General features: G+C 51.8%; 15 protein-coding genes and 1 pseudogene. 9 read left to right on the forward strand and 7 right to left on the reverse strand.

Going from position 1 to position 15,683, the window contains the following annotated elements; translation table 11 throughout:
- Positions 1–78 precede the first annotated feature (78 nt).
- The 3 genes and pseudogenes from ACFVTB_RS17265 to ACFVTB_RS17275 all read left to right on the forward strand — a co-directional run.
- Positions 79–1,236 (forward strand): annotated as a pseudogene (locus tag ACFVTB_RS17265) (family 8 glycosyl hydrolase); the annotation flags it as partial.
- Entirely contained in the window at positions 1,213–1,938 is a 726-nt protein-coding gene (locus ACFVTB_RS17270; protein ID WP_387752036.1) for a discoidin domain-containing protein, read from the forward strand. The pseudogene ACFVTB_RS17265 and the gene ACFVTB_RS17270, both read left to right, overlap by 24 nt.
- A 180-nt stretch (positions 1,939–2,118) precedes the next feature.
- Positions 2,119–2,316: a RidA family protein gene (locus tag ACFVTB_RS17275; protein ID WP_387751582.1), complete on the forward strand. Its 198-nt coding sequence runs from the start codon at positions 2,119–2,121 to the stop codon at positions 2,314–2,316.
- A 288-nt stretch (positions 2,317–2,604) separates the two neighbouring features.
- Here ACFVTB_RS17275 and csaA read toward each other — a convergent pair whose 3' ends face one another.
- Together csaA and ACFVTB_RS17285 are read right to left on the reverse strand one after the other, a co-directional pair.
- Complete coding sequence (csaA, locus tag ACFVTB_RS17280) at positions 2,605–2,934, reverse strand: chaperone CsaA (protein WP_387751585.1); 330 nt, start codon at positions 2,932–2,934, stop codon at positions 2,605–2,607.
- A 132-nt stretch (positions 2,935–3,066) separates the two neighbouring features.
- Positions 3,067–3,795, reverse strand: a complete 729-nt coding sequence (locus ACFVTB_RS17285) for a helix-turn-helix domain-containing protein (protein WP_387751587.1) — start codon at positions 3,793–3,795, stop codon at positions 3,067–3,069.
- A 488-nt stretch (positions 3,796–4,283) separates the two neighbouring features.
- On the opposite strand from ACFVTB_RS17285, the gene ACFVTB_RS17290 reads away from it, so the two are divergent.
- From ACFVTB_RS17290 to thpR, 3 genes are read left to right on the forward strand one after another with little or no spacing between them, the layout of a single operon-like run.
- Positions 4,284–4,898, forward strand: coding sequence for a DedA family protein (locus ACFVTB_RS17290; protein ID WP_387751590.1), 615 nt, complete (start codon positions 4,284–4,286; stop codon positions 4,896–4,898).
- Positions 4,895–5,566 (forward strand): phosphatase PAP2 family protein, encoded by a 672-nt coding sequence (locus ACFVTB_RS17295; protein WP_387751592.1) that lies wholly within the window; start codon positions 4,895–4,897, stop codon positions 5,564–5,566. The genes ACFVTB_RS17290 and ACFVTB_RS17295 overlap by 4 nt, the downstream gene beginning before the upstream one ends.
- A gap of 36 nt (positions 5,567–5,602) precedes the next feature.
- The gene (gene thpR / locus ACFVTB_RS17300; protein WP_387752039.1) at positions 5,603–6,154 is read left to right on the forward strand and encodes an RNA 2',3'-cyclic phosphodiesterase; all 552 of its coding nucleotides are present in this window, start codon (positions 5,603–5,605) and stop codon (positions 6,152–6,154) included.
- 109 nt (positions 6,155–6,263) lie between these two features.
- Here thpR and ACFVTB_RS17305 read toward each other — a convergent pair whose 3' ends face one another.
- The 4 genes from ACFVTB_RS17305 to ACFVTB_RS17320 form a co-directional block, all read right to left on the reverse strand.
- Complete coding sequence (locus ACFVTB_RS17305; protein WP_387751595.1) at positions 6,264–7,343, reverse strand: Gfo/Idh/MocA family protein; 1,080 nt, start codon at positions 7,341–7,343, stop codon at positions 6,264–6,266.
- Entirely contained in the window at positions 7,327–8,277 is a 951-nt protein-coding gene (locus ACFVTB_RS17310; RefSeq protein WP_387751598.1) for a helix-turn-helix domain-containing protein, read from the reverse strand. Before ACFVTB_RS17310 ends, ACFVTB_RS17305 begins: the two co-directional genes overlap by 17 nt.
- Positions 8,278–8,314: 37 nt before the next feature.
- Positions 8,315–9,310 carry a Gfo/Idh/MocA family protein gene (locus ACFVTB_RS17315; protein ID WP_387751601.1) on the reverse strand — a complete coding sequence of 332 codons (996 nt, stop codon included), beginning with the start codon at positions 9,308–9,310 and terminating at the stop codon, positions 8,315–8,317.
- A gap of 285 nt (positions 9,311–9,595) precedes the next feature.
- Positions 9,596–9,940 carry a winged helix-turn-helix transcriptional regulator gene (locus tag ACFVTB_RS17320; RefSeq protein WP_387751604.1) on the reverse strand — a complete coding sequence of 115 codons (345 nt, stop codon included), beginning with the start codon at positions 9,938–9,940 and terminating at the stop codon, positions 9,596–9,598.
- Positions 9,941–10,432: 492 nt separating this feature from the next.
- Here ACFVTB_RS17320 and ACFVTB_RS17325 point away from each other — a divergent pair, with 492 nt between their 5' ends.
- The 3 genes from ACFVTB_RS17325 to ACFVTB_RS17335 all read left to right on the forward strand — a co-directional run bounded on the left by ACFVTB_RS17325 (position 10,433) and on the right by ACFVTB_RS17335 (position 13,502).
- On the forward strand, positions 10,433–11,371 hold the full coding sequence (locus ACFVTB_RS17325) for an aldo/keto reductase family protein (RefSeq protein ID WP_387752041.1): 939 nt from the start codon (positions 10,433–10,435) through the stop codon (positions 11,369–11,371).
- 166 nt (positions 11,372–11,537) lie between these two features.
- Positions 11,538–12,398, forward strand: a complete 861-nt coding sequence (locus tag ACFVTB_RS17330) for an NAD-dependent epimerase/dehydratase family protein (RefSeq protein WP_387751607.1) — start codon at positions 11,538–11,540, stop codon at positions 12,396–12,398.
- Between the two features lie 321 nt (positions 12,399–12,719).
- Positions 12,720–13,502: a polysaccharide deacetylase family protein gene (locus ACFVTB_RS17335; RefSeq protein ID WP_387751610.1), complete on the forward strand. Its 783-nt coding sequence runs from the start codon at positions 12,720–12,722 to the stop codon at positions 13,500–13,502.
- 352 nt (positions 13,503–13,854) lie between these two features.
- Here ACFVTB_RS17335 and ACFVTB_RS17340 read toward each other — a convergent pair whose 3' ends face one another.
- On the reverse strand, positions 13,855–15,681 hold the full coding sequence (locus tag ACFVTB_RS17340) for an adenine deaminase (protein ID WP_387751612.1): 1,827 nt from the start codon (positions 15,679–15,681) through the stop codon (positions 13,855–13,857).
- Between the last annotated feature and the right edge of the window lie 2 nt (positions 15,682–15,683).

Here is a 15,683-nt window from a genome sequence, read left to right on the forward strand (position 1 = left end):
AAATCGATTGGCCTCATGCTTCTCTGCCTTGCCCTTCTTGCGACTCTCCTAAGCATGGCTGCTCCGCTGCAGCAGAAAGCTTACGCCGCAGGCGAACTGAAGCCTTTTCCGCAGCAGGTGAACTACTCGGGAATCATTAAGCCGAATCATGTAACCCAAGCCGCCATGAACAGCGCGGTGAGCAGCTACTACGATTATTGGAAAGGGAAATATTTAAAAAACAATTTGTCCTCCCTTCCGGGCGGTTACTACGTCAAAGGCGATATTACGGGCAGCGCCGAAGGATTCACGCCTCTAGGCACCTCGGAAGGCCAAGGCTACGGCATGGTTATTACCGTCCTGATGGCCGGCTACGACGCCAATGCCAGAACGATTTATGACGGTCTGTTCAAGACGGCCAGAGCCTTCAAAAGCTCGACCAACTCCAACCTGATGGGGTGGGTTGTAGCGGACAGCGCCAGCGCGCAAGGTCATTTCTCCTCGGCAACGGATGGCGACTTAGACATTGCCTACTCCTTAATTTTGGCCGATCGCCAGTGGGGCTCGTCGGGAGCGGTCAACTATTTGCAAGAAGCCACTAAAATGATCAATGCCATTAAATCCAGCAATGTGACGACGAATAATCGGCTCAATCTGGGCGATTGGGATTCGAAAAGTGCGCTCAACACTCGTCCTTCGGACTGGATGCTGTCGCATTTGAGAGCTTTTTATGAAGTGACGAACGACCAAACCTGGCTCAATGTCATTAACAATCTATACAGCGTGTACAATCAGTTCTCGTCTACTTACTCGTCTTCCACCGGTCTTATTTCCGATTTTGTCGTCAACAATCCGCCTGCACCGGCTCCTCAAAACTATTTGGACGAATTTCCGGAAACCGACCAATATTATTATAATGCGAGCCGTGTGCCGCTTCGCATCGTCATGGACTATGCGTTGTACGGCGATACCAGAGGACGGGATATTGCCAACAAAATGGCTGTCTGGATTAAAGGCGCAACAGGCGGCACGCCGGGCAGCATTAAGGACGGTTACAAGCTGAACGGTACGGCCACCGGTTCCTACGCGACGGCTGTTTTCGTCTCTCCGTTCATCTCGGCAGCGACGACGAACAGCTCCCATCAGGCATGGGTTAACGCCGGCTGGGACTGGATGAAGAACAAGAAAGAAAACTATTTCAGCGATTCCTATAACCTGCTGAATATGTTGTTTATTTCGGGCAACTGGTGGAAGCCGACCGCTGGCGGCGGAGGGACTCCGACCGATACACAGCCGCCGACGGCGCCAGCTAATCTAAGCGCAGCCGCTTCATCCAGCAGCCAAATTAATTTGAGCTGGAGCGCTTCGACGGACAACATTGGCGTAACCGGGTATCAAATTTTCCGCAGCGGCTCGCAAGTCGGCACTTCAACAGGAACGTCATACAGCGACACAGGATTGTCGGCTTCCACTGCTTACAGCTATACAGTAAAAGCGGTAGATGCGGCCGGCAACGTATCCGGCAATAGCAATACCGCCTCTGCGACGACGGCTTCAGGACCGGTCTCAAGCAATCTCGCGCTGAACAGACCGGCCGTCGCCAGCTCGATTGAAGGCACGGGCTTCGAAGCAGGAAAAGCGACGGACAGCAATTCTTCCACCCGATGGGCGAGCATTGAAGGCAGCAATAATGAATGGATATATGTCGACCTCGGCTCCAGCAAGAACGTCAACCGTGTGAAGCTGAACTGGGAGGCTGCTTACGGCAAAAGCTATAAAATCCAAGTATCGACGAACACCTCCTCTTGGACAGACGCCTATTCCACTACAACCGGCGACGGCGGAATCGATGACGTCAGCTTTGCCGCCAAAACCGGCAGATACGTTCGAATTCTTTGCTCCGCAAGAGGCACAAGCTACGGTTACTCGTTGTATGATTTTGAGGTCTACGGTTCTTGAAAACAAGCCTGATAGGATTTTCCGAACGGCTTCCGTTTGAGGCGTTGAGATACCGAGAATAATTTGACATGAAAAATGACGGTGCAAACCGACAATCGTTTGCACCGTCATTTTTATTGCAAATAGAGAACGTATGTTCTATTATGTGATTGAGGATTATAAAATAAAGGAGATGTGGCATTGGTAAAACGAATCTTAACGCCATTCAGTTATTCGTCAGCAGTTGTCGCAGGGGATTATGTATTTTTAGGCTTGCACAGAGGGTTTGGTGAAACATTTACGGAACAGATGCACGACACCTTTGAACATTTAAAACAAACGCTTCTCCAATGCGATGCATCTATCGATAATGTCGTGAAGGTCAATGTATTTCTATAAAACATAAAGGATCTGCCCGAAATGGAGAAGGTATTTTGTGATTACTTTGAAACCGACCGCTTCCCAGCTAGAATGACCTCAACGACTGAATTTATTGATTCGGATTGCCTTATAATGCTGGACGGAGTAGCCTATGCTCCTATCTCTCAATGATGAAGGAAAATAGCCGAAATGACAGTCTATTACGCTGTCTTTTCGGCTTTTTTAATGACTTAGCTTAATGTCTTAGCTTAATGTCTAACTAGTTTCCTCAAACGGAGCTCGTTAGTATTCTTCTTCTCAAATTCCTCAATGCACCGGCGTGCCGTTCGGCACCTTCTCGTCCGGACGCAGCAGCACGACATCGCCTTCGCCCGGGATGCCTCCCACAACAAGCACTTCAGATTTAAAGCCCGCGATCCGCCGAGGCGGGAAGTTCACGACGGCGACGACTTGTCTGCCGACAAGTTCGTCCGGTTGATAGCGGCGCGTAATTTGGGCCGACGAGACTTTCACGCCGAGATCGCCAAAGTCGATGCGCAGCTTGATCGCCGGTATGCGGGCCTCGGGAAACGGCTCCGCCGCAAGGATTGTTCCAATTCTTATATCCAGTTTTTCAAAGTCGTCTATCGAAATCAAAGACAGTATCCTCCTTCTATCGCTCAATAGCACGTTTGGCGCTTTTATCTATTTACTGCGCACTTACTCATTTTACAAGCTCACGCGCAGCCGCTTTTGTCCGCGTTCGGGGTCTTTTTAACCGCATGTCGCTTAGAGCTTGTAACGCGACGCGTCGCGGTATTGCCGAGGGGTCATGCCTTCGAATCGATGGAACAGACGCGTGAGTGAAGCTTGATGCTCCAAGCCGACATGCAGCGCAATCTGGAGAATGGGCCAGTCCGTTTCGCGCAGCAGCTCCTTTGCCTGTCGAACGCGCAGCTCCTGGATATAGACGGAAGGGGAGCGCCCGGTCGTTTTTCGAAACCAATCGGAATAGTGCGATCTGTTGTAATGCTCGATGTCGGCAAGCCGTTGAACGGTTAGCGGCTCGGCATAGTGCTCGTGAATGTAGCGTATGGAGGCAGGGAGGCGGCTTGTTCCGGCAAGCTGGCGTGAAATGTAAGGGAATAGCGAACGTATGCCATCCCCGCCGTCTGATTTCGTTAGCTCACTGTGCAATAAATAACGGATTCCGCGCCACTCGCCTGTCAACGGGTACGTGAAGCCGCCTTCTTTTTCACCGAAGCTTGCGGCAGGCAATAGACGGGACGGGATATCGAGCACGATGAAGGCGTTCGGACCATTCGCGAAAAATAGATGCTCGCAATGCGGCGGAACGAGAAAAAGCGTATCCGCTGTCAGCTTGAGCCGTTCAGAGGAAGTTTGCATCGACATTTCGCCTTCCAGCGGAATGATGAATTGTGCATAGTCATGAGTATGCGTGACCGATTCCACCTCATAAGTTCTTCGCTCCGCCCTCAGTAACTCTAATGTCTCCATGCCGGTATTCGCTCCTTCTGTCATTTCTTTCGTTATATTCAGTATAGTCGAAAGGGCCGACCGGAAGCTTCTCATAATCGTTCCAAGTTATTGAAATCGGTGCTTTTTACTCTCAAATATTGGACTCAACCTTAACATCAGTTCTTAACTGAAAAGGAGAGAGCAGCGGAGGGGCAGAGGGATTCTGGAGAAACGAAAGTGTTCGCTTTTAAAGCCAGATTCCTACCGCAACCATCTATAAATGAAAGGAATCAGGCTTTAATGGCGATCGGAAGAACCCTCTGACCCGCAGCGCTTCCCCTCACTTAAAGTCAAGCACTGACTCCGATTTTGAGTTCAATTATTTTACAAAATAAACCATTTAAAGGTGGAGGAAGGGTTTGAAAACCCTTCCAAATTGTAGGGAAAGAAGGTTGATTAGATCCAGTCATAAATCGCTTTGCTATTGCATAGCTGCTATATTAAAATGAAGGGACGAGGAGGTAGTTATGGAGCATCTTAGCTTGCTTATCATCCGCTACGGCTATATTGGCATTTTCTCTATTTTGGCCGTCGGTATTATTGGACTGCCTGTCCCGGACGAGGTACTATTGACCTATGTTGGTTACCTCATCTACCAAGGAAAGCTGATGTTTGTAATAGCACTGCTCAGCGCTTTTCTGGGCGCCGCTGTCGGCATTTCTGTGAGTTACGCGGTTGGTTTGAAACTGGGGCTGCCCTTCTTGAATAAATTTGGGCCGAAAGTACATATTACCCCAAAACGAATTGAATGGACGCAAAATTTGTTTAACAAGTACGGAGCGATTGTGCTGATTATCGGCTATTTCATTCCAGGAGTCCGTCACATCACCGCCTATATAGCCGGAATGTCCCGTATGAATTTACGAACGTTCATGCTATGCGCGTACAGCGGTGCGATCCTATGGGTCGGGGTGTTCATTTTCTTGGGACTAGAGCTCGGAAAGCGTTGGTATTTGGTCGACAAATATGTTCATAAATTCGGTTATCTAGGGATTGTCGTGGGCGCGCTGCTGCTGGTGGGCGCATACGTGTTTTATAGAGTTCGCTTTGGGGGAAGGACATCGAAGGAGACGGCTGGATGAAGAAGCGAGCTGTACCGATCGTAAAAGAAGCGCTGCTAGCTGCTTTGATTTTGCTTCTTTTTACGGTCGCATTCGGCCATTTGGCCGGCGAGCTGTCGGAGAATGAACTTATTTATTTTGACGAGAGCGTCATTCGGGTTGTACAAGGAACCATTACTCCGCAGCTGACTGCCGTTATGAAGGGGTTCACCTTCTTTGGCTCCACGTTTGCGTTATGCCTATTTCTTCTTATTGCCGCTGTCCTTATGATTTGGCGGAAAAAGCGGTGGGAAGCGTTGATGCTGGCTATTGCGGTAGGCGGAGGAGGGCTTTTTAATCTACTGTTGAAATGGATTTTTCAACGGGAGAGACCGAACGTGAACCGACTAATCGAGGAAGCCGGATACAGTTTCCCGAGCGGTCATTCGATGAGCTCTTTCATTTTTTACGGTATGCTGGGAGCTTTGTTCTTTATTTTTTTTGAGTCGAAATGGCCAAAATTGTTCATTGCGCTATTGTCAGTCATCGTCGTACTGACAGTTGGGATTAGCCGAATTTATTTAGGCGTGCACTACCCAAGCGACGTAATCGCCGGATATGCGGCAGGCGGAGTTTGGCTGGTCATTTCTTTTATGGCGCTGCGAACGATTTTGCATTATCGGCGGCGAGCGGTTCGATCGGCGGGATGAACAGACGACGGATATAATAGGGAGGAGGAAGAGGTGATGCGCTTGTTTGTCGCTTTGCCAATTCCAAGTGCGATTGCGGATGAGCTTCAGCAGTGGTTGGAGTATAGCCGTCCGACGGATGCCTTTCGCAAATGGACGCATCCGCGCGATTACCATTTGACGCTGCAATTTCTGGGCGATACGGAGCCCGGCCAACTCGAGCAGCTGCAGGCGGCGTTAAGCGGCGTTGATCATTCCCAAGCGGCTCCGATTCGGCTTACACTGAACGGAGGAGGGACGTTTGGTCGTTCTGAGGCGCCCCGTGTCTTGTTCGCTCGCGTGTCAGGAGAGCTTGAGCGGCTGCATCTCTTGCAGTCAGCGATCGTTCATGCGACCGGACCGCTCGGTTTTATTCCAGAAGAGCGTCCTTACAGTCCTCATGTTACGCTGGCCCGAAGATATAACGAGCCGAGCAGGGCAGCTGCCGGACCGCTTCTGGAAGCTATTCCTTCAGGGCTCGTCTGGGAAGCGGATCGGTTCGTGCTAATGGCTACTCATATGAATAGTGTACCGATGTATGAAACAGTTGGCGAGTACCCTATCGTTTAATGCAATTGCCATTACGACTAACCGAACTATACGACTCACTGAAAAAAAGCATGATCCGGCACAGCCTTTGACAGGACTGGCCGAATCATGCTTTTTTTACTTTCAAATCTTACAAATATACCGCTTTGCCCGTTTTCGAGGATTCGTAGATCGCTTCAAGAATTTGAGAGACGACAAACGCTTGCTCCGGCGTGACGACCGGATCTTTGTCCTCGTCGATTGCTTGAATCCACATTCTCATCTCGAGGTCGGGAGCGCTGTCCGTTTCGCCGTCATAGAACGCCACGCCGCCGGAATCGAGCTCGACTTCCTTCGTAAAGAGACGGCTATGCTGTTCGCCGTTAATGCGCAGCCCGCCCTTCATGTCAGCTCCGCCTTCGGTTCCGCAAAGCGTCGATTTCGCCTCGTCGACTTCAAGCGAATTGAGCGCCCAGCTCGATTCGAGCATAATGGTTGCGCCGTCCTCCATGACGATCATGCCGAAGGCGGAGTCCTCAACCGTAAATTTAGCTGGATCCCAAGGTCCCCACGCATTAGCTGCGTTCTCGCGCTGAGAAAGCTTGTGATAAGCGGTGCCAAGCACTACCTTCGGCTTGTAGTTGTTCATCAGCCAGAGCGTCAAGTCCAGCGCATGCGTGCCGATATCGATCAGCGGACCGCCGCCTTGTTTTTCTTCGTCAAGAAAAACGCCCCAAGTCGGCACCGCGCGGCGACGAATCGCGTGCGCTTTCGCCATATAAATTTCGCCCAGCTCGCCGGATTCGCAAATCGCTTTCAAATGCTGGCTGTCTGAGCGGAAACGGTTGTTGTAGCCGATGGTCAGCTTTTTGCCCGTCCGTTTGGCCGCTTCGGCCATTGCGCTCGCTTCCGCAGCTGTTTTCGCCATTGGCTTCTCGCACATCACATGCTTGCCGGACTCCAGGGCGTCGATGGCAATACGAGAATGCGAATCGTTTGGCGTGCACACATGGACGATGTCGATGGACATATCGTTCAGCATTTCCTTATAGTCGGTGTATACGCTAGCGTTCGGAGTACCGTACTCGCTCGCTGCTTGCTCGGCCCGATCCCGGACGATATCGCAAAAAGCGACCATCTCTACATTATTGAGTTTTTTCAGGCTGGGCATATGCTTGCCGTTGGCGATGCCGCCACAGCCGATGATGGCGATTTTATAGGTTTTGGACATGTGAAATTCCTCCAAGTAGGTTCGAGTTTCGGTAGTCGGATGGCGTCATGGCAAATCGTTTACGGAAAACGGCATGCAGATAGTTGCCGCTCGTAAAGCCTGTCCGGCTGGCGATCTGTTCAATGGACGCGCTGCCGATCTTCAACTCCCCGCATACGGCTTCCAGACGAATGTCTTCGAGAATGCGAGTGAACGTATGGCCGCTGTGAAGTTCCTTGAACAGCCGCTGCAGCTGCCTTGGGCTGATACGCAGCTTCTCGGCGACGCCTTCCAGCGAAAGCGTCTCCGCATAGTTGGCCCGCATAAATTCTAGCGCCAGCTGATAGCGAGAGCTCTTCATATCTTTGGTCGGCAGCTGTTCCGTCCGAGTATCCGGATCGTAGGCGCGGACAGAGCGCAGCAAAATTTGAATGACGTTCTGTTTAATTGTCGTATAGCTTCCTGGATAGTTCGCTATACAAGCCTCGTAAGCCGCAAGGAAGCAGCCCATAGCGTCGTATGCGTCGGAGGCCGGGATAAGAGGCAGAGAGGACAGCTTATTGACGCAATTCACTGCCTCTGTATACTCCCAATCGTCGAAAGGAGCGTCCGACGGCTCTCTCTCGCTTATATCGATATGAAGGCAAAGCTCATCCATTGCGTCGGGATGGTCGGCCTCCTGATAATGCATAACGCCGGGGCCGGTCAAATAAAACTGGCCGGGCTTCAAATCGAATGTTTCATCGACGAGAACAACTTTTCCTCGTCCTCGCGGGATAAAGTGGAACTCGTATTCGGCATGCTTGTGGAACGCGATGGTCCGGCCGAATGGAAAATGCGTCAGGTGAAAATTGAATACCCGTATATCGTACGGTCCCCAGCGAATCCGGAGATCCAGCCTTTCCAGCGCATCGGGACGCTCCCGCATCGGTTCGTATAAAAAAGCGGTCGACATCGCCTTCCTCCTCCTTCACGCGTTCCATTATTGTTGATTAACGTTCCAACTCGGCCAAGGATACCGCTCTTTTCTCATGATGCGAGCGATTCGACGCTTCCATCAGCATCGTCAACTCCTTGGCTAAGCTGATGTTCTGTTCCGCAACCGTATTCTGCTCAATATGGCGAATCCATTGATCGAAGGCGCTCTCCCGCTGCTCCGGCAGCTCAACCTGCTGCCATTCATCCTGCTTAAGAGCGGAGGAACGGACAAGCAGCTTTTCTTCCGGCGTGCCGTACAGCAGCGTTCCTTTCGTACCATGCACCTCGATCGTAAACGGCGAATGCGCATTGACGAACCCGGCTTCCACGATGCCGATTGCGCCATTTGCGCCGCGCAGCAGCGATACCGCGTTATCTTCAACGTCCTTGCCGGTCACGTATCCGTATTGGGTGGACACTTCAGTTGGCAAGCCGCCGAGGAACAACCGGGTCAAATACATCGGGTGACAGCCGAGATCGATCAGCGCGCCGCCGCCGCATTGCTCCAGATTGTAAAAATGCTCCGGCAGCCATTCCGCTGTCGCGCCGTTATGGGAGAGCCGAACCCGCACGAGCGTAATTTGGCCTAACGTTTCTTTCTCCAGCAGCTGCTCGATAGCGAGCGTGTAGCGATCGTTCAGGCGGGGCAGCGATACGGTCAGCTTGACGCCGGCCTGCTCAACCGCATCCAAAATTTGATTCGCTCCGCGAAGCGTAGTCGACACTACCTTTTCCGTAAAAATATGCTTTCCGGCTTGCGCCGCTTTCACCATAATTTCTTCATGCTGATTCGTTGGCGAAGTGACGATAATACCGTCCAGCGCCTCGTATTGAAGCATTTCGTCCAAATTGCTAAAAAAGGGAACGTTCAGCTTGTCGGCCGCTTCCTGGCCGCGGGCCGGATCTTCGTCCCAAACTGCGCTTACTTCGGCGCCTGCATGGGCCAGCGCCTGTTTGGTGTAGTCCCATGCATGCACATGCCAAAAGCTTACTATGCCGATTCTAATCATTTGCATCGCCTCGCAACTCTATAATTTATTATAAGTTATTATGACAACACCGTAAATTTATCATAGATGTAAGCGGATTATAAGTGTGAGATAGTGACGATTGGTATATGAAATTACGACATCTCTTCAAAAGAAGGAATAGCTTTCCAATGATTGGGTTGAAAAGAAAAAGCCGTCCTCAAGATCCGTATCGGACCGTAAGACGGCTTATTGCGAGAATATGATCCTTGTAAAAGGCATTTCTAAAGGGATAAGGCAATGAATGCTGATTAAGCCGCCAGCTTTTTACGTCCAGCGGGCCGCCCAAAGCTTCATTTCATGACAAATGACATGCAGGTCGTGGCCTTTAGGGGTCAGCGTATATTGGACGGTGACAGGTACGGTTGGGAATACCTCGCGCTCAAGCACGCCTTGCTCCTCCAAGTGGCGAAGCGTACTAGTCAAGGCACGCGGCGAGACATTTGGGATGCGGCGCTGCAGCTCGCCGAAACGGAGCGTTCCGTGGAACAGCTCGCGAATGACGAGAAAGGCCCATTTTCCTCCAAGCACGTCCAATGTTTTCTCAATATTGCACTCGATTTTTACCGGGTTTTTCGGAATGTAGCTGTCGGCGTTCTCCTTTGTTTTCATGGGATATGCCTCCTTAGGTTCGAAATGGCATGCTGCTATACTCTAGTTTAGCAGCTATCGCTATTATACTTTAGTGAACAAAATTTCACTTCTTTCAATCATATAGGAATTCTACTACTATGAAAAGGAGCCGTCTAAAGAAAGCGCTATCGTAAACGATCCATTCGAAGAGCGAGAGTACGAGTGAAGTTCGGATCAAACATAAAATCAGAATCAGTGCTTGACGGAAAAGGAGAAATAGTGGAGGGTCAGAGGGATTCTGGAGAAACGAAAGTGGTCGCTTTTAAAGCAAGATTCCTACCGTAAACCTCAATAAAATAAAGGAATCAGGCTTTAATGGCGATCGGAAGAACCCTCTGACCCGCAGCGCTTCCCCTCACTTATAGTCATGCACTGATTTCGGTTTTGAGCCGGAAGTTCTGACAATCATTACAGCGCGTAAGCTAAACGAGTGCTTGATTCACAACTAATTTCTTGGGGAGGGTATCCATGATGAAATACCGGAGACTAGGGAAAAGCGGCATTAAAGTTAGCGAGATCAGCTTGGGCAGCTGGCTTACATACGGCGGTTACGTTGAGCGAGAGAATGCGGTTCATTCGATAAAAACCGCCTACGATTTGGGCATCAACTTTTTCGATACAGCTAACGTTTACGAGAAGGGAGCCGCCGAAGAGCTGGTAGGCAAAGCGCTGAAGGCTTACCCTCGGGAGTCCTATGTGCTGGCGACAAAAGCGTTCTGGCCGATGGGCGAGGGACCGAACGACAGAGGGCTGTCGCGCAAACATATCATCGAGCAGGCGAATGCCAGCCTTAAGCGGCTGGACCATGATTACGTCGACATTTTTTATTGCCATCGCTACGATCCGGATACCCGGCTCGAAGAGACGCTGCGCGCTATCGACGATTTGGTGCGCCAAGGCAAAGTGCTGTATGTTGGAGTTAGCGAATGGCAAGCCTCGCAAATCGCAGAGGCAATTGGCGTCGCGGATCGTTACTTGCTAGATCGGATCGTCGTCAACCAACCGATTTATAATATGTTCGAGCGATATATTGAGAAGGAAATTATGCCGCTGAGCGAACGCTCGGGAGTTGGGCAAGTCGTTTTTTCGCCGCTTGCCCAAGGATTATTGACCGGGAAATATACATCAGAGCACGACATTCCGGCAGACAGCCGAGCGGCTCGGCTGGAATGGATGCGCAAAGGCGTTACCGAAGAAAAAATTGAAAGAGTAAAGCGGCTGGAAGGCGTAGCAGCTGAACTGAACATTTCAGTCGGCAACTTGGCCCTAGCCTGGATATTGCGCAATGAGAACGTCGCAAGCGCGTTGGTCGGAGCCAGCCGACCGGAACAGGTGACAGAGAACGCAAAAGCGTCGGGCATCGTGTTGAGCGAGGATACGCTTAGCGAGATCGAGGACATTTTAAAGTAAACGGTGTGAGTGCCTAGTGCCGGCAGCAGTTTTATGACGGAGGCACTGTGCACCACCGCCAAAGTGCTGCGTCCTGCGGCAAGGCGCATTCGGTGCCATTATGCGCACCAGGAAGGCGCGCGAAAAATTTTATAGCAATTACAGAAGAACAAGGAGGAAGCTGACTATGGCTAAAGTCGTTATTACCGGCGGGAGCGGAATGCTCGGACACTGGGTCGTCAAACATTTTGTTGAACAAGGCTACGAGGTGCTGAACGTCGATTCGCGTCGTCCTGAGCAGCCGCTGTGCCCGACTATTCAGGCCGATTTGGAAAACCTGGGGGAGACGTACGGAGTACTTGCAGGCGCTGACGCCGTCGTCCATTTGGCCGCTATTCCGGCTGCTCATATTCGAACGCCGGAGGTGACGTTCCGCAATAACGTCATGTCGACGTACAATATATTGGAGGCGGCGGCCGGTCTCGGCATCCGCAAAGCGGTTATCGCTTCAAGCGAGTCGTCCTACGGCATCGTCTTCGCGGTGCATCCGTTTGGACCGCAATATGTGCCGGTCGATGAGGCTCACCCGCAGCTTCCACAGGACAGCTACGGATTGAGCAAAGTAGTCAATGAGCAAACGGCCGAAATGTTCAACCGCCGCACCGGCATGCAGGTCGTTTCGCTGCGGCTCGGCAATGTCATTCCGCCGGAATGGTATGAACGCTTCCCGTCCTTTATCCATAAGCCGGAGGAGCGCGAGCGTATTTTGTGGAGCTATATCGATACGCGCGATGCTGCGGAGGTGTGCCGCCTAGCCGTTGAAGCCGATGGCCTCGGGGCTGTCGCCATCAACGTGGCCGCCGACGACTCCAGTATGGCGATCCGCAGCCGCGAGCTGCTGCAGGCTCGCTACCCGGACGTAACCGATATACGCTCTTCGCTGGACGGACACGAGACGCTGTTGAGCAACGAGAAAGCAAAGCGGCTGCTCGGCTGGCAGCCGAAATATCAATGGCGCGAGCAAGTAGAGCAGCAGAACAAAAGCTAAGCTTTTAAAAAAGAAAGCAGTACAAAGGCCTCCCCTTAAACCGTTCGCCAACGACGGATTATCGGGGAGGCCCTTTGCTTTTGTGGGCGGCAAGCGGCCGGGGCCGCATTAGCTGGTCGACACCTTGATTAAAATGGATTAATTTGGCAGACCTTCTACCTCTGACTAAATTCCATAAGCCAATAACGAGCCGATTTTGGTTGTGAGCTTGCTTAATCATTAGGTTGGCTTCCTTTTTTAGCCTGAATGCCGTTCGGCTCATATTTTATCCATTGCAGGGTATGTTATGGTCATGCGATTCCTACAGGTGGTTATAGAGAGATGAAACGTTGGCTGACAGGAGTGGCCGCATGCTCCCTTCTCATTGCTGGTTTATGCGGTTTTAGCGATGCCCCCGAAAAGCGGGACCGGTATTTTTATGAAAAGCGAGGGGAAATTGTGTGGGAGGTGCCGACCTCCAGCGACAAAAAAATCGCGCTAACGTTTGATGACGGGCCATACCCGGAGACGACCGAGCCGATTCTTGATTTATTGAAGGAATACGATGCGAAAGCGACGTTCTTCGTGCTTGGCAACCGCGTTCGGAAGTACCCCGAGCTGATTCGGAGGGAAGTAGAGGAAGGGCATGAGGTTGCCAATCATACGTTCAGTCATACGTATTTTAAAGGAAATACGAATCCCGGAACGATTGAGGACGAGATTGTCCGCACCGAGCAGCTGCTGATCGAGCTGACTGGAAAAAAACCGAGTCTGTTTCGGCCGCCCGGCGGCTTCTATAACGAACAGACGGTCAATATCGCCAAAAACCTTGGCTACAAGACGATTCTGTGGTCTTGGCATCAGGATACGAACGACTGGCGAAAGCCGGGCGTAAACAGCATTGTTCGAAAAGTGCTGAACAACGCGCGAAACGGCGATATTGTGCTGCTGCACGACTATACGCCAAGCTCGACGCAAACGGTCGCCGCCTTAAAAACGATTTTGCCGGAGCTTCAGAAGCAGGGATTCCAGATCGTAACGGTATCCGAGCTGATGAATAGCGACAGCGAGCATAGCGTTCCGCTACAACATCAACACGAACATGAAGAGGACAACAGAGAATAGAGCTCATACAGCATGCAGCATAAAAAAGCCGACTGATCATTACGATTACGATCAGTCGGCTTCAGTCGGCTTAGGTTGGAGAGAACCCCTCGTCGCTTTTAAGGACGAGGGGTTCTCTTATTTGTGTGGTAACCCTCATATTTCCTTATATGAGACTTTTAGAATCATACTTAAAATCAGTACTTGATTGAAAAGGAGAGAGTAGCGGAGGGTCAGAGGGATTCTGGAGAAACGACAGTGGTCTCTTTTAAAGCCCGTTCCTACCGCAAACTACCAATTAAAATAAAGGAATCAGGTTTTAATGGCGATCGGAAGAACCCTCTGACCCGCAGCGTTCCCCCTCACTTTAAATTTATACGAACAACGGAACCCGCTCGAAGCCGGTTTCGGACACGCGGATAAGGCCTGTATCCGAAATATGCAATGTCGGGATCACGACCAGCGCGATAAGCGACAGCGTCATGAATGCATAGTTCATCGTACAGCCGGCGTCAACGAGCGCTTGGCTAATGTCCTGCGATTGGCGCACGACTGTTTCGTACGGCTCGGTCGACATCAGTCCGGCCAGACGCAGCGGCAGCGTCGTCATATCGTCCGCCGTCGCAACGGCGATGCCGCCTTGCATGTCGATAACTGCATTTGCCGCTTTCGCCATTACCGCGTCGTCGTTGCCGATGACAAGCACGTTATGGCTGTCGTGTGCAACTGTCATCGCAATAGCCGCCGGACGATCAAAGCCGACGTTGCCTGCCACGCCGATTGCCGAACCGCCAGTGCGGCCGTGACGCTCGAAGACAGCCATTTTGCAATAGCCGCTTTCCGGCGTAATGACGAGATTGCCGTCTTTGACCGGCAGATCGACGAATACTTCCTTCGTTTCCACGTTATTCTCGATTACTTCCGCCACGCGCGTTTTCACAAACCCGTTGTCGATCGGCGCCTTCACCTCGAAACTCGCGGGTGTCAGCTTGCTTTCGATTTTAACCGAATTGACGGCATAGTCCGGATATTGGAAAGACTCCAGCTTCGTCGTCATTTGGCCGTTCTCAGCAACGACTTGTCCGCAGGCGATCGTCATCGAGACGTTGACGTCAGCCAGATGTCCGTCCAGCAAAATAATGTCGGCAATCGTGCCCGGCGTTACGGACCCGACATCGCGGGCAACGCCAAAGCGCTCGGCCGTGTTGAGCGTCGCCATTTGGAAGGCCGTTACCGGCTTAACGCCCTGCTGAATAGCGTGACGGACGATGAAGTTCATATGTCCTTCTTCCTTTAAAGAGCTGCAAATGCGGTCGTCGGAGACAAGCACCATCCGGCGGGAATCGAGACCCATTTCGGTGTGGGCTTTGATCGTCGCCTCGACGTCATGCCAGGCCGAACCGCGGCGGAGCTTGGCATACATGCCAAGTCTTACGCGGGCGGCGGCGTCTTCCTTCGTAATGCTCTCGTGACAGCCGGAAACGCCGGCAGCAGCGTAAGCGGAAAGTCTCGGATCATCCGAAGGCCATGTGTAGTGGCCATCTACGATTTTGCCAGCGCGAAGCGTCGCTTGAATTTCTCCGATCATTTTCGGATCGCCGAAGACGACGCCTGGAAAATTCATCACTTCTCCGAGCGCGATCATATCCGGGCCCCAGCTAAGCGCTTCTGCCACTTCCTCGGGACCGAACTCGGCGCCGGACGTTTCAAACTCGGAATTAGTAGCCGGAACGCATGAAGCGACCTGCAAATAGGCGGCCAGCGGCGTTTGGCGCGCCTCGTCCAGCATGAGCCGCAGTCCCGGAAGACCGAGCACGTTCGAAATTTCATGCGGATCGAAGAAGCCGCCTGTTGTGCCGAGCGGCAGCACGCCGTTGGCAAATTCGGTAACGGACAGCAGGCTGCTTTCAATATGGCAATGTCCGTCCAGCAGACCTGGCGCGATATATTTACCCGTTGCGTCGATGACCTTCGTCTCGTCGCCGACCATGTCCTGAACGAAAGGGCCGACATAAGCGATGCGCGTCCCGACGACGGCGACGGATGTATTTGGCAGCAATTCGCCCGAGGTTACGCTGACGAGCGTTCCTCCTTTAATAACGAGGGTCGCTTTCTGTTCGCCTCTAGCGAAAGCCGCCAGCTCTGGCAGGCAATCGGCCAAATGCGGCCGCGCAAACGAGTTGTTTGTGGTAGTTGTCATTA

It is taken from the genome of Paenibacillus sp. NPDC058071 (genome assembly GCF_042885235.1).
Taxonomy (GTDB): domain Bacteria; phylum Bacillota; class Bacilli; order Paenibacillales; family Paenibacillaceae; genus Pristimantibacillus.